This window comes from Priestia sp. AB (genome assembly GCF_028369225.1).
Lineage (GTDB): Bacteria > Bacillota > Bacilli > Bacillales > Bacillaceae_H > Priestia > Priestia megaterium.
Map to the genome: position 1 here is coordinate 1 of NZ_JAQMYN010000029.1, position 21,292 is coordinate 21,292.

Genomic DNA, 21,292 nt, shown 5'->3' on the forward strand with positions numbered 1-21,292 from the left:
ATTGTCCCTGTGAGAGTAGGACGTTGCCAGGCAATTCAATGATAAGGACCCTTATTATCCTCTTGTAAAAGAGCATAGGGGTTTTTTATTTGGAACATTCTATTATAAGTAATGAAAATAACGCTATTCGTAGCGCTTATATAGATTTTTTTGGAGGATTAGCTCAGCTGGGAGAGCACCTGCCTTACAAGCAGGGGGTCGGCGGTTCGATCCCGTCATCCTCCACCATTTTTTCGAGCCATTAGCTCAGTTGGTAGAGCATCTGACTTTTAATCAGAGGGTCGAAGGTTCGAGTCCTTCATGGCTCATTTTAATAAGCGCCCGTAGCTCAATTGGATAGAGCGTTTGACTACGGATCAAAAGGTTAGAGGTTCGACTCCTCTCGGGCGCGCCATTTACTTAAAGGCTCGGTAGCTCAGTTGGTAGAGCAAAGGACTGAAAATCCTTGTGTCGGCGGTTCGATTCCGTCCCGAGCCACCATATTTTACAGTAGCTTAATAGGAAGCTATTCATTGTTAACCTATTGTTTTTTTAGCTTTGAGTTATAACTATGGAATCATACTGGCCCGTTGGTCAAGCGGTTAAGACACCGCCCTTTCACGGCGGTAACACGGGTTCGAATCCCGTACGGGTCATCAAAAAAAAGAGCAGTTTGCAAATGCAAACTGCTCTTTTTTTTATACATGCTCATGTGTAATAGTCCCTGGACGTTATTCTAAAGGAATCCCTCTCTTTATGTCGAAAATTAGTAAGTATTAAGGAGGGTTTTAGATGCCTAAAGATTTAGTGAAAGAACTGTTAGATAAAGGCTTTAAAGTGGTGGACTTAAAATGTGTGGGCACTATAAATATCATTTCAGCAAAAGAACTGTATTTAGAAGAAATAAGTACTGACACCATAGTTGACATGTTATCACTAAATGAAGACAGTATTAAGTTTTCTCTTGACGAAGAACTCCCTTATTTTGAGGCAAGTACGAAACCATTAGCTGGATATATCAATTCAGAAAGTGAACTGCCCATAATAGAGGATGCAATTATTGACTACAAAGTGTATGTTAAAGAAGCAATTTTTCAGTCTAAGTAGTCAGTAAAAAAGCAGCTTACATTTGTAAACTGCTTTTAATTAAATACGATATGAAATTCTAATGCAAAAACTTCAAAATACTAGCTGCTAATCTTCTAAGCTTAAAAATACTAATACTAGGGGCAATGAATGATGGAAGAATTAAAACAAGAAGACCAGGATGCAGGTAAACTGTATGAGAAAGGGTTTAAGTGGATGCGTTTTGTAAGCTTTTTTATGGTTGTGAACCTCATTTTCACTGTAGCTTTAGTAGCAGTTGCCTTGGTAGCCCCTCAAATTCAAGAAACTTTTCAATGGGTAGCATTTGGTGTATATGGGTTTACAGTACTTTATCTCATCTTTATGCGTGAAGTAGCCTTCAGGAAGACATATGGATCTTTGGTAGTTTGGATGCGAACTGTATGGAATTTTAGCTTTATTGCTAGTGCGTTCGGGGCTGTCACTATGTTTGTGGGAAACACTCATTGGACTTTATTTTAAAGGGATTGCCTGTTTATGTTGAAAGTAAAAATAAAGGAGGAATACATATGAATCCATACGAACAATTTCAATTAAATAAAGAAGTAGAAGAAATGGCTAAACAACGAATTGAAATCCATAAAAAGCGGATGGAATTATCTGAAGAGCTGGAAAACAACTGGGATAATAAAGAACTCCAAGATAGAATCATTGAATTAGAGGAGGAAAGCCAAAAACTTAAGAAAAAAATTGAAGCTTTACAGGCTAACTATTAAGCATCCTTTCAGGGTGTTTTTTTGGATTAAAGTGTTTTTACCAGAGCTATATGTGTGAACTTAAGTGAATTACTACTTTCTTACGCAAACTCTAAAAGTTTTTCTGTGAATGGGTTCAGTGTCGAGATGTTCAGTTTAGAAAAAAGACAAGTAACCTATTGCTTGCATTGGAGGAACTACAAATAGCAAGCATCACCTATTTTGCTAGCATGTCCAACACCATAGAGATACAAAAGGGGATTACTTCCTTACCCTGTAAGCTTTTACCTTATTATAAAATATCGCCTTTTCATTCCTACTTTCTTCGTAAATGCTACAGCAGTGATCTTTGCAGACGTCCTTTTTTGGTGCAGACTCTTTTTATATTGGTGATATAAAGTAAGGTACATAAGATAATGGATTGGAATATCGTAGGGGATACAAGTTCCACTTAATTTGCATAATTGTTGATATATGTAATGTTTTGTAGATAACTAAATTGCTCCCACGTATTGAATATTTATCCTATATCAAGTACAATAAGTTGAATATAAGTTCAACTTAAAAGATGAGGTGTTTAGAAATGAAAATTTCACGTTTTAATAAAGATTGCGGGAACTCTGTTGATATGAACATTATGGATGGATATCTATTTGATTTTCCAACGAATGTAGTTGAACTCCAAAAGGATGCTGCAGACTCGTTTTTTACAGATGCTGTTACGGCTCCAGAAGAATTTAAGAAGCGCATTTTACTTTCTACAACCATTAAGGGCGAAGAGAAAGAGCGTTATTTCTTAGTAGGAGACATTGCAGCTAGTCAATTGCTGGCTAATAATCATATTAATAAATTACATAATAAAATTACAAGTCATATTCCATACATCACCTTTTTAGCTGCCATTGCGTATTACCATGCGTTACATGCGAAAAATAAAAAAGACAATACAATTGAAATTGACTATTTTTCTACCATGTTACCAATCTGGCTACTTAAGAAAGAGAGCACATTTGGAGCAGCTCAAAAAGCTATGGCCAATCGTTTCTTAGGCGACCATACGTTTACCGTGCATACGCCAGGTTTTGAAAATACGTTAAAAGTAGTAGTAGAAGAAAGTGCATGCTTAAAAGAGGGAGAGAGTGCACGCTTTGCGTTAAAAAAAGACTTAACACTTCAAGATCGTGAAGATGCGAATGAGTATGTAGAATGTGAAACGGTCATGGTGGACATTGGTGGAGGTTCCATTGATGTGGTTATTCTACCTGAAGGATTGAAGGCTGCCAATAGCCGTGAATCGTTCCAAAGCATTGAAGGCATTCCTTATTTAGCGCATATTGATAAATTGCGTAAAGAGAAATTTCTAGAATTATTCACAGACTTACGTGCCTTTGACCAATTTATTCTTGATAACTACAGCAAGCAAAAGTTTGTATTAAAAAACGAGAATACAGGTGAATCCATTGATTTAACAAGTACAATTAAATCTTCATTAAGAGAATATGTGGAGATCTTATTAGCTAAATTAAATGATGTTGCACCACCACCAGCGAATAAACTACGTAAGTATGTATACTGCGGTGGAGTAGCTCCTACTTTAGAAGTAGCTATCATGAATAGTATGCGTGAAAAAATTGGAGAAGAACGTACGGAGAAGTATCATAAGGTTCCCCAAGATAGCCGCCACTTAAATTTATTTGGCTTAGAGATCCGTAGTATTGGTTACGTTCAAAAGAAGCAAGTAGCAGAAAAGAAAGCCGTTAAATCCTAACAACGTAGGTGATAGGGATGTCAGAGCGTCAAAATGCGTTTACGATTAAGACAAATCGATTGAGTGATGAAGTGTATCATAAACTAGCTAAACATGCTAAATCGCGTAGGTTAGGGGACTATATTTCATCTTTAATTTTACGTGATCTAAATGATTCATCTACTGGAAAAAAAGCAATCGAAGACAAAAAAACCTACGAAATGCTTGAACATATCAAGAATGAATTAGCTGATTTAAAAACATTAGCAAAAACAACAGGTTTTGTAGGAAACGATTCCTTCAAAGAAGAAGAGCCTTCTTCAAAGGTTCCACCACTAAAAGAAGGAAAGATTGCAGATTTAGAAAATATATCTGGCTCCTTAGACGATGACGACTTAGAAGAATATAACGATTTTTAAACAGAAAAAACCACTAGAATCCATCCTAGTGGTTTTTTCTGTTTTACATATCACTACACTCATAAGGCCGTGATTCATTCATCTTAGATAGTATATAAACCATTTATATAAATATTTCCCTAGCTATGAAACATTTATGTAGCAAAAGCAGGCTTAAACCTGCTCCTACTTTGGCGAGTTCCTTTATTTATCATAGGATGTAGTATTTTCGTGTGATAAAGGGAATAAATCCTTTAAGTTAATGTTTTCTATGTCCGTCACATAAGCTACAATCAAAAAAATAAAAATAATCCAGTATATGATTTTTTTCAATCCCCCCGACTCCTTCACTAAAAACAGTATTATAAGAAATACTCAGAATTGTAATAAATAGACAGTTAACTACGAAATAAAGGATATTTTTTCTAATAGCTTTTGAGTAACAATATTTCAACACTTCTGCACCAGAGTCCCCTTGACTGTGTATAGTTAATTTATGATTGAGGTTGTTCAATATAGATAGTTCGAAAAGGTACATCTATTTAGATGGTTGGAGGCAATAAAATTTCACGTGACAAGCGAAAAACACAGATACAGTGATAAGACTATTACAAGGAAGTAACGCCCTTATTTCTTTTCATTTTATTGAACATGCTAGCTAAATAGGTTATATTTTCCAATCGGGCTTAATTAACTACAATTGATAAATTAAAGGTTAAAAACCTTCTAAAAAAGCCACCCTTTTAGAGTGACTTAACTGAATCTTTATAGAATGTACGGATGTATAGGTTTTTAAAAGAAACGGGCATAATTTAGCGTTATATCACGGATATGACATCTTGTGTTTTTGTTAGTTTTAAAAGATGGTTCACTGCATAGGCAAACCCATCTTCATCATTTGTTTTAGTTATGAAATCAGCTTTTTGTTGGATGTCTAGGGGAGCATTTCCCATAGCAACTGAAGTAGTTGCTACCTCGAATTGAGCAAGATCGTTGCCTCCATCTCCGAAAGCAAAAATCTCTTCAAAATCAAGATTCATCATCTGTTGGTAACGCAATATAGCCTTTCCTTTATGCGCTTCGTTTGAAGTGATTTCTACGTTATTAGGAAAAGAAGAAGCCATCGAAATATCAAATTGATTAGCTAATGCCCTTTTTACTTCTTCGACTTTTTCCAATTGCTCGTACTGTACCAAAGCAATTAGTTTATAGATTTTAAGGTTGTTTTTATTTAGAATTTCATCGTAATTGTATTCTTGAAAAAGAGTGGCGAGCTCTTCCTTGCTTTTATTATGTAATGGAGGCAAAGTTGAAGGAAAGCCACCATAATTAGTGTATACAAGAATTCCTACACCAATTTTATGTAGAATTGAAAATATTTTTTTATATGTAGAAACAGATATAGTTGCCTCATACAGCAATTCTCTTGTTTTTGAATATAAAACAGAACCGTTAATACAAAAAATAGGAACTTCCATATTTTGTACTGCCTTCAGTTTAATTACGTCTGCATAGGCTCGGCCTGTATTCAAAATAATGCTATGTCCTTGCTGTTGCAATTCTTTTAAGGTTTTCACATTTTCTTCAGATATTTCATGTTGAGAGTTTAATAACGTACCATCTAAATCAATTGAAATACATTTCATTGTTTAATCTTAAGTCCTTTCTCCTCTTTAGTCTTTTGTACGAACTAAAGTTACCTTATTTTTAAAAATAACTAGGATAGCTATATTAAATCATACCTTCTCTAATTATAAAAATTCGGTATGAAACGTTTAATCCCTGCTTCGGGATCTGCTACCACTAAATCAGAAAGCGTTTTACTTTATAATCGTGGTAATTTCAGATAGTATAAAAGAGGGTCGTCAGCTATCTTGAAGCCTGGGAAAGTATAGATTTCATACATATAGCTCTATTGTAAAGAAAAAGTACATTTTGACTTTCAAACTATTGGGGGAAAGAAATCATGAAATTTTTTATTGATACTGCAAACCTTGAAGACATTAAGAAAGCATACAAAGTGGGCGTTTTATCTGGCGTTACAACCAATCCATCTCTAGTAGCAAAAGAAGGCGTAAGATTTGAAGATCGTATTGAAGAAATCCTTCAAATGGTGCCAGAAGTTGAATCTGTTTCAGCAGAGGTAACACCTGATGCAATTACAGCTGAAGATATGATTGCTCAAGCTGAAGAATTAATTAAAATTAATGATGGCGATAAAAATATTACGATTAAACTTCCTATGACGTTAGCTGGATTAGAAGCTACTCGTTATCTTTCTAAAAAAGGTGTAAAAACAAATGTAACACTTATTTTCACAGTGAATCAAGCTCTTTTAGCTGCTCGTGCTGGGGCAACCTATGTTTCTCCTTTTTTAGGACGATTAGATGATATCTCTGAGGATGGAGTACACTTAGTATCCAGAATTGCAGAATTATTCCGTGTTCAAAATATCGATTCTCAAATCATTGCTGCATCTGTAAGACATCCAGACCATGTAACTCGTGTAGCAATGGCTGGTGCTCATATCGCAACAATTCCATACTCTGTTATCGAGCAATTAGTAAAGCATCCTTTAACAGAACAAGGAATTGAAAAATTTGCAACTGATTGGGAAAAAGCTGTTAAAAACTAAAGAAATTTGAATTTTAATATTAAGTGTAATAGCTGATTGAGTATAATATTGTAGATATATTTTATTTTTTGTCATATGGATGCCTACGGGCATCCTTTTTTATTTCTCTTCTCTTTTCTTGCCTTTGCCTAAATTAGAATAATAATATAAATTTTTTCGATATATCTGATTAGAAGTTTATTCATAATAACTAATGAAATTTACAATATGATTTTATATAAATAAAATTTAATGTTATTAATAATAAGTAATAGTTAACCTATTTTATTAAAAGTAGTGTTACCTATTATATATCTTGTAGAAAAACTGCGTATTTGTCGTCATTAAGAGTAAATATTAAAACACGAATTTATATAAGTAAGTTTTAATATTTACATGTTATTTATAAAAACTTTCAACATGTAATTTTTTATAAAATATTATAATTAATTACTAATTAATAGAATAAGATTAAGTGTGTATGACATGATTAATGATCTTGTTAAAATTATTCCCATTAAAGATATGATGGAAATGTTAGTCATTTAACCAAAAAACCATTTATACATATATTCAACAAGGAAAGTTAAATACTATTAATATTGAAGATGTCCGTCGATTACAAAAAGAGTTAAAAAAGCCTGGACTTACGACAAAAGAGGTAGCGCATCAACTCGATATCTCGGTCACAACAGTCAATAAATATATTAAACAAGAACTGTTATCGGGGTTTCAAGAAGAATACTGGGAAATCAATTGGTATTTTGTGAATGAGGCAGATCTAGACGCGTTTAAGTGCACATATGAAGTCGGGCGCAAACCGAGTAAGCGTCATTTTTATCCTGCCCAACAAAATAGTGCACTATTTCAGCCTTTTGTGAAGAAAGACGTAGAAAAAGAGCAGTTTGCCCGTAGCATCTCGGTAGAAGATCCGGTTACAAACAAAATGAAGCTTATTTATCAACTATTAAAAATTGTGATTTAAAGTTTATTTGGTTTACGTTCAAATAGACCTAATCTTTGCTCCAGATCCTAAACATCTTTCTCTAAATAAATTTGATACAAGTAGCTTTGTATTGACTATATAGGTATTTATATTTCTCCTACTTTAAATAATAAGAACTGATTGTATTATAAGTACGGACAGAAAAATAGTGTGGGGTGTATTATTTATTAATTGGTATTATCTAAAATAATTCCTACGAAACAGCCTATCATTTTTCACAAGAGCAAAAGGCACATGATTGGAAAAATGATTCTTAATTGAGGAAATAAGAATATAAAGTCATGAGAGTCAGGACAGTAACATTGCAAAACATATGCTCTAAGTTCTAAAAAGATTAAAATAAAAAAGAGAAGGATTAAAATCTTCTCTTTTTGCTGTACAATCATCTACATTTATATATTTTTCTCCATCCCACATTCGCGACAGTTACGTAAGAAAATGCCACCCTTTACATAAATTTTGAAGTAAATTGAGTTGCAGTGATTACATCTGCTACTAAACTTATCTGTGAATTCAGCATAGTCGTATACTTTATCAAGATTGATTTCCTCCAACGGTTTCCCTTTCATGTTAATCACTCTTTTCTATTCTATTAGGCTCTTATTAAATTACTACAATCAACAGTTCCCAAAACTCCCTTAATAAATAACTTTTGAAGGTGAATAAGGTACGGTCTAAAAATCTAATGAAATTAAAAATCTACTATAAAATTATAAAAAATCCCATTTAAATAGTCTTAAAGTATATATATTTATTACATTTTTCGTTTTTATAATTAATAGAAGTTATAATTTTCAAAATATATAATCCTAAAGAATCATTCTTAATAAAGAACGTGTTATAATGTATTTGTTCTTTATTAAGTTGTAAAGAGGAGGAGAAACGATTTGAAAGGATTAGGAAAAACATTATTTTCCCTCATATTATTCGTGCTAATATCACTGACAGCAAGCTATCCACAACTGGTCGAAGCAGGAACTGCACCTCAAGTATTACCTAGTCAACCGCCAACTGATCCAGTCAATTACGCAAAATGGAAGAGCGAAATTGGTAGAGAAGAGGCCTTTACTGACCCATCAAATTCTTTTTTAGGTTTTATTGTAGCTAATGATGGAAGATTTACTATGGGAACAACGGGTGGGGATCCAGATAATCCAAATGATGATAATCATAATATGCTATACGGACACCCATCTCCTTGGAGTTCTTACACAACACTTAACATTGATGGGGACATATCAGTGTTTAGCCCAAATAAAGACCTACCAATTGATGATGAAGATCAATTAAGCAATAGTTCCAGTGAAACTATTGGCAATCTTAAAATCACACAAAAAGTTTCTATTGTGCATAATACAAATACCAATCGTAACGATACAGTACAAATTCATTACACAATAACCAATAATGATAATTCTAAACATGACGTAGGTATGAGAATTATGATGGATACTATGCTTGGAAGTAATGATGCAGCTCCTTTTCGTATACCAGGTATTGGTTCTGTAAATACTGAAACCGAATTATTAGATAACCAGATTCCACAATATTGGCAAGCATTTGACAGCTTGACGAATCCAACAGTAACTTCGCAGGGGACTTTGTATGAATCAAATAATGAAAAGCCAGATAAAGTACAATTTACAAGCTGGTCCCAAGTGTATAATAATCCGTGGAATTACCAAATACAAAAGGATTCGTATACCGGAGATAGTGCGGTAAGTGTCTATTGGAATCCAAATTCATTAGCGCCTGGAGAATCTAAAGACTTTGTTACGTATTATGGATTAAGTTCTTTTACACAGGATTTACGCCCTCCTCTTGGATTATCTGTTACAGGTGATACGAACGTTAAAGCAAATGGAGACTCTTATTCTCCAAATCCTTTTACAATAACAGCCTATGTTAATAATGTCGGAAATGGTGATGCAAAAAATGTAGTAGCTAATATAAATTTACCTAAAGGCTTACACCTTGTTGATGAAGATAAAGCGAGTACTGAACTAGGAAATCTTACTGTGGGACAAGAGCAAATGATATCATGGAAAGTTCAAATAGAACCTACATCCAAACCAAAAGATCTTAGTTATTCGGTTACGGTAAGTGCAGACAATACTGAATCTAAAACTGTAGCTAGGTCTATACATATTCCACAAATCAGTCAGAAGCCTAGCAATACAGTGGTTTTCATTCCGGGGATCATGGGTACCGAGTTAAATGAAATACAAGATGGAGGAACCAAAAGAGTATGGAAACCGCGCATCACTCATGCTAAAGAAGACGTTAAACGGTTGACTTTAGATCAAGATGGTAATTCCATTGAGAACATTGAGCCTGGCATCCCTCTCGATGATTTTTATGGTGAAATTGTTGAACAGCTTCATGATGAGGGAGGTTATGAAGTAGAAACATTTGGGTATGACTGGAGACTTGATAATAAGGAAAACGCAAAACGGTTAAGTGAATTTATTGATGATTTAGATGTAGATCGTGTATCAATTGTCGCTCACTCCATGGGAGGATTAGTAGCTTCCAGATATATTGCTGATGGTAATTCTGATAAAGTTGACAAGTTGGTTACAATAGGTACGCCTTATTTAGGGGCTCCAAAAGCTTTCTACGGTTTTGAAACGGGAAAACTTTTAAACGCATTAGAAAATTGGGCTATTGGGGATGAACTTAAAACGCTTTCTGCAAATTCAACATCTGTTTATGAACTATTACCAGAAAATCGGTACTTTACTTATAATAATAACTATTATATTACTAGACACTATGATAATGGATGGTTTCACCGCAACAAATATGAGAATGTTAGCACATACAATGAAACGAAGAATTTCATTTTCTCAAGACCCTGGGCAAGAAAAAATTTAATGCAAAAGGCTGAAGAATTCCAAGATTTTGACTTTGATTCAACTCTTGAATCAGTCGATTCCTATTTTATTATTGGAGACCAAAAAAAAACTATAGGAAAAGTGCGTGAGAAATACGAAAAGCAGAAAGATGGAAGTTATAAATATGATGGTACAGATGATATTGATCCAATTAATGGGGACGATACTGTACCTGTAATTAGTGCTAACATTGGGGCGCATGTAGATCCTACACGCACCTATTATTATTCTGGAAAACATTCTAAATTACCGGGTCAAGGGAGTGTAATTAAACAGGTCGAGTCAATTCTGGGGGGTAAACCTGATGAACTTGCTAGAGGAGTTCATCGCACACCTATTCAAACTAAAACCCTCAAACTTAAAGTAGAATGTCCTGTGGATTTACATATAGTGGATTCTAACAATCAGCATCTAGGACCAAACTCCGACGGTTCCTTTGATGAAGAAAATGAATATGGAAGCGAATATGTATTTGGAGACCGAAAATTTGCTTTACTGGAAGATAGCGATAACTATAAAGTCAAAATGATAGGTACTGATAAAGGAGAAATGACTTTTACAGAACAACAGTATGATGAAAACAATGTTGTTGTTAAAACTGTACGTTTTGATCATGTCCCCATTACTTCAAAAACTGTTATTGAAGCGAATACTGACATGGAAAATGGCATCAAATTAAAATTGGATAGTGATGGCGATGGTGAGATTGACAAGATTATTGAACCGACGGCTGTAATTGATGGAGCAAATAATTCTGATGATACACCACCAGCTATTAATGTAAAGGTTGATGGAAATCAAACAGACAGTGGTTGGTATAACAGTGATGTTGTAGTTACAGCATTAGCACATGACGATATGTCCGGTGTACAGCAAATTGAGTATGTATTAAACAACTCAAGTAGTCAGTCAATTTATGAGAAACCACTCAAGATAGAGGAAGGTCAGAACCATATTGATATGGTAGCGTTCGACAAAAATAGAAATCATTCTGATGCAATTTCAAATAATATCAATATTGATAAAAATTCACCTGTCACTAAGATGAGTACCTCAGTTCAACCAAATTCTGATGAATGGTTTAAAGGTAATGTACAAGTTAGTTTGCAAGCTTCAGACTCGTTGTCCGGTTTGCAGCGTATTGAATATTCATTGGATAAAGGAAAAACGTGGATTAACTATACTGATGCAATTCCTTTCAATGAAGAAGGAGTTTATGAAGTTCAGTATCGTTCAGTGGATGTAGCTGAAAATGTGGAAAACGCACATACTTATATTGTTAAGGTTGATAAAACTGCACCGGTAACTAAATATCACCTTGACCCAATATATGCAAAAACAAGTGCTGGCAAACAATACATTAAGGGATTTACAGTTTCGCTTCAGGCTACAGACAACCAGAATGGTTCTGAGGTTAAAATTACCCAATACCGTGTCAACGGTGGAAAATGGGAACCATATACAGAACCTTTTACAATATCTGCAGGAACAACCCATACAGTAGAGTATTTTAGTACAGATAAAGCAGAAAATATAGAGCCATTTAATAAGATGGATTTTGATAAAGGAACCTTCACTGGGGCAGGAAAATATTAATTTGACAAATTGTAAATAGGAGATAGAAAATGAATAACTTTTTAAAGGACAATAAAAATCAGACTAAAAAGGTTTGGAAAAAACCAGAGTTAGAAATATTGGATGTTGGAAAAACTGAATTTTGGGAATTTATCTGGGTTGGAGATGAGGAAAATGGATTCTGGAAGAATCAATGGATTGGAGAAAGTTAAAGTACTTGGGTAATTAGTTAAATCATATAACAAAAGGCTGTCTGATGCTCCAATTGACGGCCTTTTGTTATCTACTCCTTTCTAGGGGTTATGAAATATATAAAATTCAATTATTCTCCCCTTTTACCTGTTTTTCTAAAATATTAATCTAAAATCCTTCCATCTTTAAAACATAATAATGTGTATAATATTAAAAATTATATAATCTTTAAAAGATAGGAATATACAATAAGGTATTTAAATTTTTGTTGAAGGGATAAGCTAAATTATTATCAAAGCCTTCGATTGTTAAGAAAGGGAGTGGGGATTATAAATTTACGAATTATACAAGTACTTATTGCTGTAATTGGAATTGTAGTAGGAATATATTATTTTTGGTTTGGATGGCTTAAACCGCCAAATGTTATAGTGTATTTCTATGAATCAAATCCAATCTGGCAATGGATTTTTTATATCTCTCTACCTTTTATTATTTGCGTTATACTATTTCAAAATTCTGTACTTCGGTGGGGAGGTATTACATTTTTCCTAGTATCTTTATTACTTATAGGCATCCTCGCTTTAGCAATCAAAACAATTAAACCGTGGTAAATATCCTTTTACAAATTTAATCAAGAAAAGAAACAGAAAAGCTAGGTTCTTTTCTTGATTGTCAGGTTTAAGTTGATTGGGAGCCCTTGGGTGCTAGGGAATTTTATCTCTTCTTACTATTTTTCGATTCTAGTGCAAACTCCAGAGCAATTCCTCTTAAGTTTTTTCACAGAACCCTAATTATTTATATTAGCGTGATTTGGGATGAAAGCTACCTCTTTATTTCAAAAAAGATCGTAAGGTCAAGTGAATCATATCATACAAGTTATGTATAGTAATCAAAAAATTCATCAAATTCAAACAAATTATTATAATGGATGATACATTATTTTAGTATGGTAACGTTTGTGTAATTCGAATCAATTTAGGAGAATAAATTTGTTGCAAGGATTATAATTTTAAATGCCAAGTAATATAGTAACATTAGACTATTAATATGTAATATTATACCTCTAACCTGCACTTACCCTTACTTAGGAAACAATAAGTGGGTATGCAAGCTGAAAAATAAGGATAAAGGTTTCCGGTATTTTAAATACAGTAGGTTTTTTTGTTTAGTGTGAAAAAAAATAAACGAAATTGTTAAATATAGTTTATTTGTTAAAAATTAATGTATAAAAATAATAGAGAGAAATTGTGTTTTTGCATAATCTTTAGACCTATAATAATAGAATAAATTAACTTGTTTATTAATTATAAATACATACAATAATTCCAATTATGTAGTAAAAAAAACCTAAATACATATTGAAAAAATATATATTTCATTGTATATTAATATGGCTGGTAATTTTACATAAAAATGGAGGTAGATGAAATGAATAACAAGTTATATGTACCGCATAACTCTACAGTTATGAATGAAAAAGAGATGCTACAGGTTAATGGTGGAGCATGTACTACAAGTGTTAAAAACCTTAATCCTTTTAAAGATTGTTATTTTATGGCCGGTTTTAAAACTGGAGTTAAAATAGGCATTAAAGCAATTTTTAAAAAATAATAACAATAAATCCAAGGGTGCCAAATATTTGGCACCCTTGGATTTATTGTGGTTAAAATTTATTAAATAATTTCTAAAGAGGATTTTTCTATGAAATTTAAAAAGAAATATCATTGTGTAAAACAACACGATATTACTGATTGTGGAGTTGCTTGTATTGCTACAATTGCTTTGCAATATGATTTGGATTTATCTATAGCTAAAATAAGAGAATATGCTGGAACAGACGCAGATGGTACAAGTGCACTTGGGGTAGTAAAGGCTGCTGAAAAATTGGGGTTTACTGCTAAAGCTATAAAAGTAACAAAAGCAACACTTTTCGACAAAAAAATAATGTTTCCTGCGATTGCGAACGTAACTATAGAGTCTTCTTATGGGAATTTGTTGCATTATGTAGTAATCCATGAGGTAAATGAGAATTATATTATAATTGCTGATCCAGCGGAAGGAATCCAAAAGTACACACATGAAAAATTCTATGAAATTTGGAATCATATATTAATTCTAATGATTCCAACTGAAAGTTTTATAGGGGGAATTCATAAACAAAGTAACTTTCAAAGAATTAAACCTATTTTGTTATCGAATAAGAAAATTTTTATTTTTATCTTTTTATTATCTATTGTCTTTATATCTTTGGGAATACTTTCCTCGTTCTATTTTCAAATATTAATTGATGATGTATTAGCTAAAGGACTTAGAAATAAATTACATCTTATTTCTTTAGGAATGATAGCTCTAATTATATGTCAAGTTCTTTCAAATGCTATAAGAAATCATTTATTACTATATTTCACTCAAAAAATAGAACTAAATTTGGCCATTCAGTACTATAAACATGTACTAAAACTTCCAATGAATTTCTTTGAATCTAGAAAAACTGGAGAAATTCTATCAAGGATGACAGATGTACAACGAATTAAAAATTCAGTTGCTGAATCTACAATTTCTTTATTAATCGATTTATTAATGGTAATTTTCAGTGTTGTAATATTATTTATTATTAATAAAATACTCTTTGTAGTGTCCTTAATAATAGTACCTTTTTATTTACTATTAGTTCAATCCTTTAAAAATATCTATACAAAATTGAATAAAAAAGAGATGAAACATAGTGCGGAGCTTGAATCCCAACTTATCGAAAGTATAAATGGCATGTCTACAATTAAAGCCTTTGCTGCAGAACAGAAAGCTATATATACCACAGAAACGAAATTTAGGAAGTTATTAAAAACTACCTTTGAATTAGGTTTCAAAACAAATATTCAATCTTCATTAGATATATCGTTAAAGATGATAGGAGAAGTTGTTATCTTATGGGTAGGAGGTATACAGGTTCTTAAAGGTAATATGACAGTTGGAGAGTTAATAACATTTAATACTTTATTGATTTACTTCTTAGATCCCTTACAAAATTTAATTAAATTACAACCCACTATCCAAGAAGGCCTAGTGGCTACAGAAAGATTATGGGAAATATTAGATTTAGATGTTGAAGAAATTGAAAATGAAACTAGAAAAAATATTTACAAATTTAAAGGTGATATTGTATTTAAAGATATAACTTTTAGATATGGGACGAGAAAAACAATACTACAAAACTTCAGTTTAAATATAAAAGCAGGGAGGAAGGTTGCCCTGGTAGGAGAAAGTGGATCTGGTAAAAGTACAATAGCTAAGCTTATTTTATCTTATTACAATATTGAGAATGGAGAAATCTTGATAGATGGTCATAATATACATGATATAGCGAAGAAAAATTTAAGAGAGAATATAGCTTACGTACCACAAGATGTTTTTATTTTTAACGGATCAATTAAAGAAAATATCACCATGAACAATCCAAGTATTACGATGGAAAAAGTTATTGAGGTAGCTAAAAAGGCTCGGTTACATAATTATATAAGTCAATTAGAACTTGGGTATGAAACTATGATAGGTGAATATGGAGCCACTCTCTCAGGAGGACAAAAGCAAAGATTAGCTATTGCTAGGGCTATTTTAAAGAATCCAGATATTCTCATTCTAGATGAAGCTACAAGTAACTTGGATACCGTAACAGAAAAGGATATTCAGGAGACCTTATGGGCAATAAGCGAAAATATAACAACAATTATTATTGCGCATAGACTCAGCACTATTGTAAGATGCGATGAGATATTTGTTATGAAAGATGGAAAAGTAATTGAAAATGGAAATCACGAAAATCTTATGAAACAAAAGGGGTCGTATTATGAAATGTGGAACTGTCAAGTACCCCTATAATACTAATGACAATATAGTAATAGAGTAATAGAGTCTTAAATAGAGAAGAGGATTTTAAATTAATGAAAGCATTGAGAAATGAAAAGATATTAATTCAGAAAAGCAATACGAACCATAAGAAAAAGAAAATTATTGTTGTTTTAGCTTCTATTTTAGCTACTCTCATATTGTTTCTAATAGGATTCAGTTATTTAGGTTATAAAGCTAAGCTGCAAAATATAGAATTTTTAGACCAAAATACAGATATTGATGTAAAAACTTTTCCATCGGAAGGAAGGAAACATACAAAAGAAAAAGTGACTTATAAAACATTCCCACCTACTTCAGGAAATCATAACCCTACCCCGGCTGATTATGGGTTTTATAAGAGCCCTGTCCCTTTTGAAAACTTAGTTCATAGTCTCGAACACGGTGATATTGTAATTTATTATAATGCCTCATTGTTAAAGAAAAACGAATTGAAGCAACTAAAAGAATTAAGTGAAATTATATATAAGGGATCAGGAATAGAAGTGGTTCCAAATTCTCAAATAAAAGAAGCTGTAGTGTTAACAGCGTGGACCAAAATGTTGAATTTACAATCTTTTAATGAAAAAAAAATCAAACAATTTATATATGATTATATTTATAAAGGACCTGAAAAAATTGACCATCGATAACCTAGGCTTTAGTGTAGAAATGGACGCTATTTGTCATCAATTAGAGTAAATAGTGAAACCTTAATAATAAATAAAGTAATTTAGTTTTTACTTAACGAACAATAAAACGTAGATATGTTCATTTTCTATAAATATAGTTAACGAAAACATTTGCTTTTAAAGGTATATGTATATGAATCTACAAATCTGGACAGACTAATAACGTATTCCCCCTATTCCAATAAATTTGAAAATCCTTTGCATACTCGCAAAGGATTCTTTTTTTATATGTAAGGCTAATTATCAAAAATAAAAAGTAGCAACTTTTTATACTAAGTTGCCACTTCCTATAACTTCTAGTAATAAGACTTTAAACTTCCTTTAGGAATGGACTACCTATTAAGGTATATCTAGAAGTAAGCCCTTTATAAGAGATTTCTGTGAAATTATTTCCTTTTTTCAATAAAAGTGTGTGATGTTTATCATCTTTTTCTGTTAAAGTGTACCCTTTCTCTATCATCATTTCGATGTACGTATCTAAATGTCCTTTAGGTACTACATACATAATGTTATTATCAACATCTGTTGTTTCAGCTATATCCTTATCTTTAAATTCTAATTGGTACATCGCTTTAGCATTTGCTATAGGTCGGGTGTCACCAAAGATATGCTCCCAGTTAATAAAGATAACGGAGAGTACTATAATGGTTGATATAAGGATAGCTAAAAATAACACTAAAACCTTTTTTATTTTATCCATTATTCTTTCCTTTCAGAGACGCTTGTTTATGCATTTTTCCTTCTTACCAAGACCTCTCTTAACGTTTTTGTTTTTAAACTCATTCCTATATATACAATTCCCCCCACAAAGACACAGAATAGAGATGTAGTAATAGCTAAATGATACATACTAAGTTTCGCTGCTAAATAATTCGTTACAAGATAGTTCGCTATTAATACGACTAGTGACATTACAATTACTAACGAGACAGGTAAAGCAAGTGCTCGTACTAAAGGAAACAACTTGTAATTAATCGCTTTTTTTATAAGGTAGAAATTATATAAAACCGAAACCGTGTATCCTCCGTATGTAGCAAGAACGGGACCAACTTCTTTAAAGGTAGTAAGCAAAATAAAGTTTAAAATAAGTTTAATAACAATTCCTAAAAACATGCCGATAATCACTTTCTTCTGTTGGTTAATACCTTGAAGAATAGAAGCAGTTACTGTAAACAAAGCAAATAAGATAGCCATCGGAGCGTACCATTGAAGGATAACACCACCTAAAACTGGACTATTATTCACACCAAAGATCATGATATAAATTGGCTTTCCTAGTAAACATAGACCAATGGCTGCAGGTAACGTAAAGAACATTAAGATTTGAAATGTTTTATTCATCTTTTCTTTAACTTCTTTTAAATTGCCTTTTACGTAAGAAGAAGTAATGCCTGGAAGCAAAGACATTCCAAATGCAGTGGCTAGAGATACAGGGACCATAACTAATATCTGAGCAAGACCAATTACTGAATTAATACTCTCAGCTTGATCTTGTTTGTACCCTATAGATTGAAATAATACGTTAATCGTAAATGTATCAATGTTTTGATAAATAGGTATTGCTAGTCCAACAAGGACAAAGGGGATAGCATAGCTAATTAACTCTTTAAACATTGGTAAAGGCTTGATTCTTTGATTAGAATCGCTGTCTGTTACTTGCTTTTTTATTAGGCTGCGGCGCTTATGATAAATAAATATTAGAAAGCCTAAGCCAGCTATGGCCCCAACAAATGCTCCAAATGTACCAATGCCTACAGCTTCTGTCACACTATGACCAAATTTGATAACAATATAAGCACCCAGAACGATAAAAATTACTCTTACCACTTGTTCTAAAATCGTACTTAGAGCAGAGGGTCCCATCGATTGATTTCCTTGAAAGTATCCTCTCAAGAGACTCATTGGAGGGACAATTAGAAGAGCAAAACTGACTAACCTGATCACATATATAACGTCTTCTAGTTTATTTCCTGTTGAATCATGTTTACTTATGACCATTTCTGCCAAAAAGGGTGCAAGTGAATATAGAATAATACTGGATAACATCCCTGTAAAAATCATGAGATAAAGTCCAAACTTTAATAAATCTTGTCCTGCACGATAATTTCCCATTCCATTGTACTTTGATACAAATTTGGAAACAGCAAGTGGGAGGCCCATGGTAGAGATACTCAACATTAATGTGTAGGGGCCATAGGCGTACTTATATAATGCATAGCCCGAGTTACCTACTAATGCAGTAAAGGGAATGATGTAGATAAAACCTAATATCTTAGAAATAAGAGTGGAGGCAGTTAAAAAGAACGTACCTCGAATAAACTTAGTGTCCATGTAAAAATTCTCCTAATTTATGAAATAAACATATACAATTATTACATAAATTAGTAAATATTTAAATTTATATTTTAAAATATATTCGTTCTAGCTTTTCTGTTAACATATTGTGCGATATAGGAACGAAAAAAATAAATGTGAAACCAATAAATATTTAAAATTGAAAACAAGCATAGTATACTTTATATGTAATAAAAACCCATAAAATATTAATTTAACCATTTGAAATTAGAGGTGAAAGGATTGGGAACATTTATAGGGATATTAGCTATTAGTTGGGGGGTTTTTATTCTGTATTCTTCATTATTTAAGATGGAGAAAAAAGATTATAAAAACCAGATTCCTATCGGAGTAAGTGGTTACTTTGAATTTGAATTTTTATTTAGATTATTAAGTAAATCTCCGTGGCGTATAATCAAAAGCTTAACCATATTAATTGGTTTGTCCTTTGTAACAGTGGGAACTACTATTATCATGTAACGAAAGAGGATCTTCTTGAGATCCTCTTTTATTTGTATATAATAAATAAACTTAATTTACATAACGGGTATTCTGGGGATTTATTCAAAGTGTTCAGGAGACCAAACAGCTATATCATCTCCTGGAACGGCAACTAAAAGCCACTCATTGTCACTTCCTCCCCAATGATCACCTAGTTGCCAACATTCATAGTTCGTATCATGACCATTTACAAACAAAACACTACCTGATTCAAACAAAATAATAAGATGAGGCGACCGATGACCTAAATGTACATCCACTATTTTTTGTCTCTTTACATCCCAAATATGCTTAAAGTGCTGTTCTTCAGTATGTGTGGGGACTTCTTTCTCCAAAGATGGATAGACAAGTGGAACCTCGTCGTATACTGTCCAGGCTGTTTCAATTGTTAAAATGAATGCATCATTTTCTGTTCGATCATAGTAAGTAAAGATCAACGAAATGGCGGAAACCTCAGACGCGAACTTTATTCCATCCATTTGACTACCAACAAGTAAATGCTTTAACGCTTTCTCTGCGAATCTCCGTTTCTCTATCTTCAAAGCCGTTTCTCCTTTAACGTTTTCTATGCTTATTATCTCATGTATGGGTCGTACATTTATAATTACCATAATGGATTTTATCGGCACCTAAACGACATAGAACTCCTTATTAACCTATATGATATAATTAACAAAAATAGGAAGTTAGGAAGGGGTAATCCTATTGTTTGGAGGAATTATACTTGGGCTCATTATAGTATTAATAATATTCTTCGCTATGGCTAAAACAATAAAAGACACTCAAAAAGATCATGATAAAAAGAGACGCTAAAATCATGTATATCGTATACAGACCTAGTTTACATAAGGTTCGTTCTAGGCACAAAAAAGAGCTTAAACTTATTAGTCCAAGCTCTTTTTTCTACGTTGGTAAAGGAAAAATCCTATTGCTGCTCCGAGTAAAGCTATAACCACACTAAAGCGAATTAGAGGAATAATAAAATCAATAAGATTTAAATATGTTGTTTCTGTTGTACTATCATCTACCGATACAACCTCTTTATATGGAACTATTAAAACACCTAATGATACTCCTAAGATCAATCCATAGGAGAAACCTTTTTCTATAAATTTTAACAAGCAACTTGCCCCTTACTATTATGAATTTAATTACATACAATGAATATTTTAACTTAATTTTATAATGGATACTATATACAAATCTAGTTACCATAATCAAAATTACAAGAACCAAAAAGAGCACTTAATGTGCTCCTTTCCTCATTACCTTATGGTACTTCTTAAAATCTTGTTAAATATTTTGTTTAAAATAAAGAAAACAAAATAAAAGAAAGCAATATTAAATACGATGCCTATTATATCAGGAGTTAATCTTGGACCTTTATAATATATTAAACAATCAGCAGGAAAGCCAAAATAATGATAAGGTCCTTCAATCCTAATACCAACCTTTGGAATAAAAGCAAAAATTATAGTTGCGATAATACTAAGATTCCAAAATGATTTTAAACCACTTTTCTTCTTCATGAAATGCCCCTTACATAACTTTATATACCTTAATTACTTTAATTTAACAGAAGTTATCTAAGCAAACTACCCTTTTTATAGAAATTAAATATGAATATCATATACAAAACAGGTTTACATAATACT

Annotated in this window: 19 protein-coding genes, 5 tRNA genes and 1 pseudogene; 19 read left to right on the top strand and 6 right to left on the bottom strand. The window is 32.4% G+C overall.

Annotated elements, in window-relative coordinates; genetic code table 11:
• The first annotated feature begins 152 nt into the window (after positions 1-152).
• The 10 genes from POF52_RS29880 (at position 153) to POF52_RS29925 (ending at position 3,965) form a co-directional block, all read left to right on the top strand.
• Positions 153-228, top strand: a tRNA-Val gene (locus POF52_RS29880).
• A 7-nt stretch (positions 229-235) separates the two neighbouring features.
• Positions 236-308: transfer RNA gene (locus POF52_RS29885), tRNA-Lys, on the top strand.
• Between the two features lie 9 nt (positions 309-317).
• Positions 318-394 (top strand) — tRNA-Arg (locus POF52_RS29890).
• 10 nt (positions 395-404) lie between these two features.
• A tRNA-Phe gene (locus POF52_RS29895) sits at positions 405-480 on the top strand.
• Positions 481-563: 83 nt separating this feature from the next.
• A tRNA-Glu gene (locus tag POF52_RS29900) sits at positions 564-635 on the top strand.
• Between the two features lie 136 nt (positions 636-771).
• Positions 772-1,086: a hypothetical protein gene (locus tag POF52_RS29905; RefSeq protein WP_176586269.1), complete on the top strand. Its 315-nt coding sequence runs from the start codon at positions 772-774 to the stop codon at positions 1,084-1,086.
• Positions 1,087-1,215: 129 nt separating this feature from the next.
• Positions 1,216-1,566 carry a hypothetical protein gene (locus tag POF52_RS29910; RefSeq protein ID WP_176586270.1) on the top strand — a complete coding sequence of 117 codons (351 nt, stop codon included), beginning with the start codon at positions 1,216-1,218 and terminating at the stop codon, positions 1,564-1,566.
• A 47-nt stretch (positions 1,567-1,613) separates the two neighbouring features.
• A complete protein-coding gene (locus tag POF52_RS29915) occupies positions 1,614-1,820 on the top strand; it encodes a hypothetical protein (protein ID WP_176586271.1) in 207 nt (68 codons plus the stop codon).
• Positions 1,821-2,382: 562 nt separating this feature from the next.
• Complete coding sequence (locus POF52_RS29920; RefSeq protein ID WP_271997724.1) at positions 2,383-3,567, top strand: Alp7A family actin-like protein; 1,185 nt, start codon at positions 2,383-2,385, stop codon at positions 3,565-3,567.
• A 17-nt stretch (positions 3,568-3,584) separates the two neighbouring features.
• On the top strand, positions 3,585-3,965 hold the full coding sequence (locus POF52_RS29925; protein WP_271997727.1) for a hypothetical protein: 381 nt from the start codon (positions 3,585-3,587) through the stop codon (positions 3,963-3,965).
• 797 nt (positions 3,966-4,762) lie between these two features.
• Here POF52_RS29925 and POF52_RS29930 read toward each other — a convergent pair.
• Positions 4,763-5,590 (bottom strand): HAD family hydrolase, encoded by an 828-nt coding sequence (locus POF52_RS29930; protein ID WP_221789472.1) that lies wholly within the window; start codon positions 5,588-5,590, stop codon positions 4,763-4,765.
• 320 nt (positions 5,591-5,910) lie between these two features.
• Here POF52_RS29930 and fsa point away from each other — a divergent pair, with 320 nt between their 5' ends.
• The 8 genes and pseudogenes from fsa to POF52_RS29965 all read left to right on the top strand — a co-directional run bounded on the left by fsa (position 5,911) and on the right by POF52_RS29965 (position 16,763).
• Entirely contained in the window at positions 5,911-6,579 is a 669-nt protein-coding gene (fsa, locus tag POF52_RS29935) for a fructose-6-phosphate aldolase (RefSeq protein ID WP_057274208.1), read from the top strand.
• Positions 6,580-7,159: 580 nt separating this feature from the next.
• Positions 7,160-7,234, top strand: a pseudogene (locus POF52_RS31205) (hypothetical protein); the annotation flags it as partial.
• Positions 7,235-7,324: 90 nt separating this feature from the next.
• Positions 7,325-7,543 carry a hypothetical protein gene (locus POF52_RS29940; RefSeq protein WP_271997738.1) on the top strand — a complete coding sequence of 73 codons (219 nt, stop codon included), beginning with the start codon at positions 7,325-7,327 and terminating at the stop codon, positions 7,541-7,543.
• A 908-nt stretch (positions 7,544-8,451) separates the two neighbouring features.
• Positions 8,452-12,057: an OmpL47-type beta-barrel domain-containing protein gene (locus POF52_RS29945; RefSeq protein WP_271997740.1), complete on the top strand. Its 3,606-nt coding sequence runs from the start codon at positions 8,452-8,454 to the stop codon at positions 12,055-12,057.
• A 29-nt stretch (positions 12,058-12,086) separates the two neighbouring features.
• Positions 12,087-12,248 carry a paeninodin family lasso peptide gene (locus tag POF52_RS29950; RefSeq protein ID WP_271997742.1) on the top strand — a complete coding sequence of 54 codons (162 nt, stop codon included), beginning with the start codon at positions 12,087-12,089 and terminating at the stop codon, positions 12,246-12,248.
• A 1,408-nt stretch (positions 12,249-13,656) separates the two neighbouring features.
• Positions 13,657-13,839 carry a hypothetical protein gene (locus POF52_RS29955; RefSeq protein ID WP_271997745.1) on the top strand — a complete coding sequence of 61 codons (183 nt, stop codon included), beginning with the start codon at positions 13,657-13,659 and terminating at the stop codon, positions 13,837-13,839.
• A gap of 90 nt (positions 13,840-13,929) precedes the next feature.
• A complete protein-coding gene (locus POF52_RS29960) occupies positions 13,930-16,104 on the top strand; it encodes a peptidase domain-containing ABC transporter (RefSeq protein ID WP_271997748.1) in 2,175 nt (724 codons plus the stop codon).
• 62 nt (positions 16,105-16,166) lie between these two features.
• On the top strand, positions 16,167-16,763 hold the full coding sequence (locus tag POF52_RS29965; protein ID WP_271997751.1) for a DUF3105 domain-containing protein: 597 nt from the start codon (positions 16,167-16,169) through the stop codon (positions 16,761-16,763).
• Between the two features lie 349 nt (positions 16,764-17,112).
• Here POF52_RS29965 and POF52_RS29970 read toward each other — a convergent pair whose 3' ends face one another.
• Together POF52_RS29970 and POF52_RS29975 are read right to left on the bottom strand one after the other, a co-directional pair.
• A complete protein-coding gene (locus POF52_RS29970) occupies positions 17,113-17,502 on the bottom strand; it encodes a hypothetical protein (protein ID WP_271997753.1) in 390 nt (129 codons plus the stop codon).
• A gap of 26 nt (positions 17,503-17,528) precedes the next feature.
• Positions 17,529-19,133, bottom strand: a complete 1,605-nt coding sequence (locus POF52_RS29975; RefSeq protein WP_271997755.1) for a putative polysaccharide biosynthesis protein — start codon at positions 19,131-19,133, stop codon at positions 17,529-17,531.
• Positions 19,134-19,379: 246 nt separating this feature from the next.
• Here POF52_RS29975 and POF52_RS29980 point away from each other — a divergent pair, with 246 nt between their 5' ends.
• Complete coding sequence (locus POF52_RS29980) at positions 19,380-19,616, top strand: hypothetical protein (RefSeq protein ID WP_271997758.1); 237 nt, start codon at positions 19,380-19,382, stop codon at positions 19,614-19,616.
• A gap of 80 nt (positions 19,617-19,696) precedes the next feature.
• Here POF52_RS29980 and POF52_RS29985 read toward each other — a convergent pair whose 3' ends face one another.
• From POF52_RS29985 to POF52_RS29995, 3 genes are all read right to left on the bottom strand, one after another.
• The gene (locus POF52_RS29985) at positions 19,697-20,179 is read right to left on the bottom strand and encodes a hypothetical protein (protein WP_271997760.1); all 483 of its coding nucleotides are present in this window, start codon (positions 20,177-20,179) and stop codon (positions 19,697-19,699) included.
• 342 nt (positions 20,180-20,521) lie between these two features.
• Complete coding sequence (locus POF52_RS29990) at positions 20,522-20,758, bottom strand: hypothetical protein (protein ID WP_271997763.1); 237 nt, start codon at positions 20,756-20,758, stop codon at positions 20,522-20,524.
• A 144-nt stretch (positions 20,759-20,902) separates the two neighbouring features.
• A complete protein-coding gene (locus tag POF52_RS29995) occupies positions 20,903-21,166 on the bottom strand; it encodes a hypothetical protein (RefSeq protein ID WP_271997764.1) in 264 nt (87 codons plus the stop codon).
• Positions 21,167-21,292 lie beyond the last annotated feature (126 nt).

Excerpts from the sequence above, each read along its gene's own strand:
- POF52_RS29960 (WP_271997748.1), top strand. The coding sequence starts at position 13,930 with ATGAAATTTAAAAAGAAATATCATTGTGTAAAACAACACGATATTACT.
- POF52_RS29970 (WP_271997753.1), bottom strand. The coding sequence starts at position 17,502 with ATGGATAAAATAAAAAAGGTTTTAGTGTTATTTTTAGCTATCCTTATA.
- POF52_RS29920 (WP_271997724.1), top strand. The coding sequence starts at position 2,383 with ATGAAAATTTCACGTTTTAATAAAGATTGCGGGAACTCTGTTGATATG.
- POF52_RS29965 (WP_271997751.1), top strand. The coding sequence starts at position 16,167 with ATGAAAGCATTGAGAAATGAAAAGATATTAATTCAGAAAAGCAATACG.
- POF52_RS29930 (WP_221789472.1), bottom strand. The coding sequence starts at position 5,590 with ATGAAATGTATTTCAATTGATTTAGATGGTACGTTATTAAACTCTCAA.
- POF52_RS29910 (WP_176586270.1), top strand. The coding sequence starts at position 1,216 with ATGATGGAAGAATTAAAACAAGAAGACCAGGATGCAGGTAAACTGTAT.
- POF52_RS29975 (WP_271997755.1), bottom strand. The coding sequence starts at position 19,133 with ATGGACACTAAGTTTATTCGAGGTACGTTCTTTTTAACTGCCTCCACT.
- POF52_RS29925 (WP_271997727.1), top strand. The coding sequence starts at position 3,585 with ATGTCAGAGCGTCAAAATGCGTTTACGATTAAGACAAATCGATTGAGT.
- POF52_RS29915 (WP_176586271.1), top strand. The coding sequence starts at position 1,614 with ATGAATCCATACGAACAATTTCAATTAAATAAAGAAGTAGAAGAAATG.
- POF52_RS29955 (WP_271997745.1), top strand. The coding sequence starts at position 13,657 with ATGAATAACAAGTTATATGTACCGCATAACTCTACAGTTATGAATGAA.
- POF52_RS29995 (WP_271997764.1), bottom strand. The coding sequence starts at position 21,166 with ATGAAGAAGAAAAGTGGTTTAAAATCATTTTGGAATCTTAGTATTATC.
- POF52_RS29905 (WP_176586269.1), top strand. The coding sequence starts at position 772 with ATGCCTAAAGATTTAGTGAAAGAACTGTTAGATAAAGGCTTTAAAGTG.
- POF52_RS29950 (WP_271997742.1), top strand. The coding sequence starts at position 12,087 with ATGAATAACTTTTTAAAGGACAATAAAAATCAGACTAAAAAGGTTTGG.
- fsa (WP_057274208.1), top strand. The coding sequence starts at position 5,911 with ATGAAATTTTTTATTGATACTGCAAACCTTGAAGACATTAAGAAAGCA.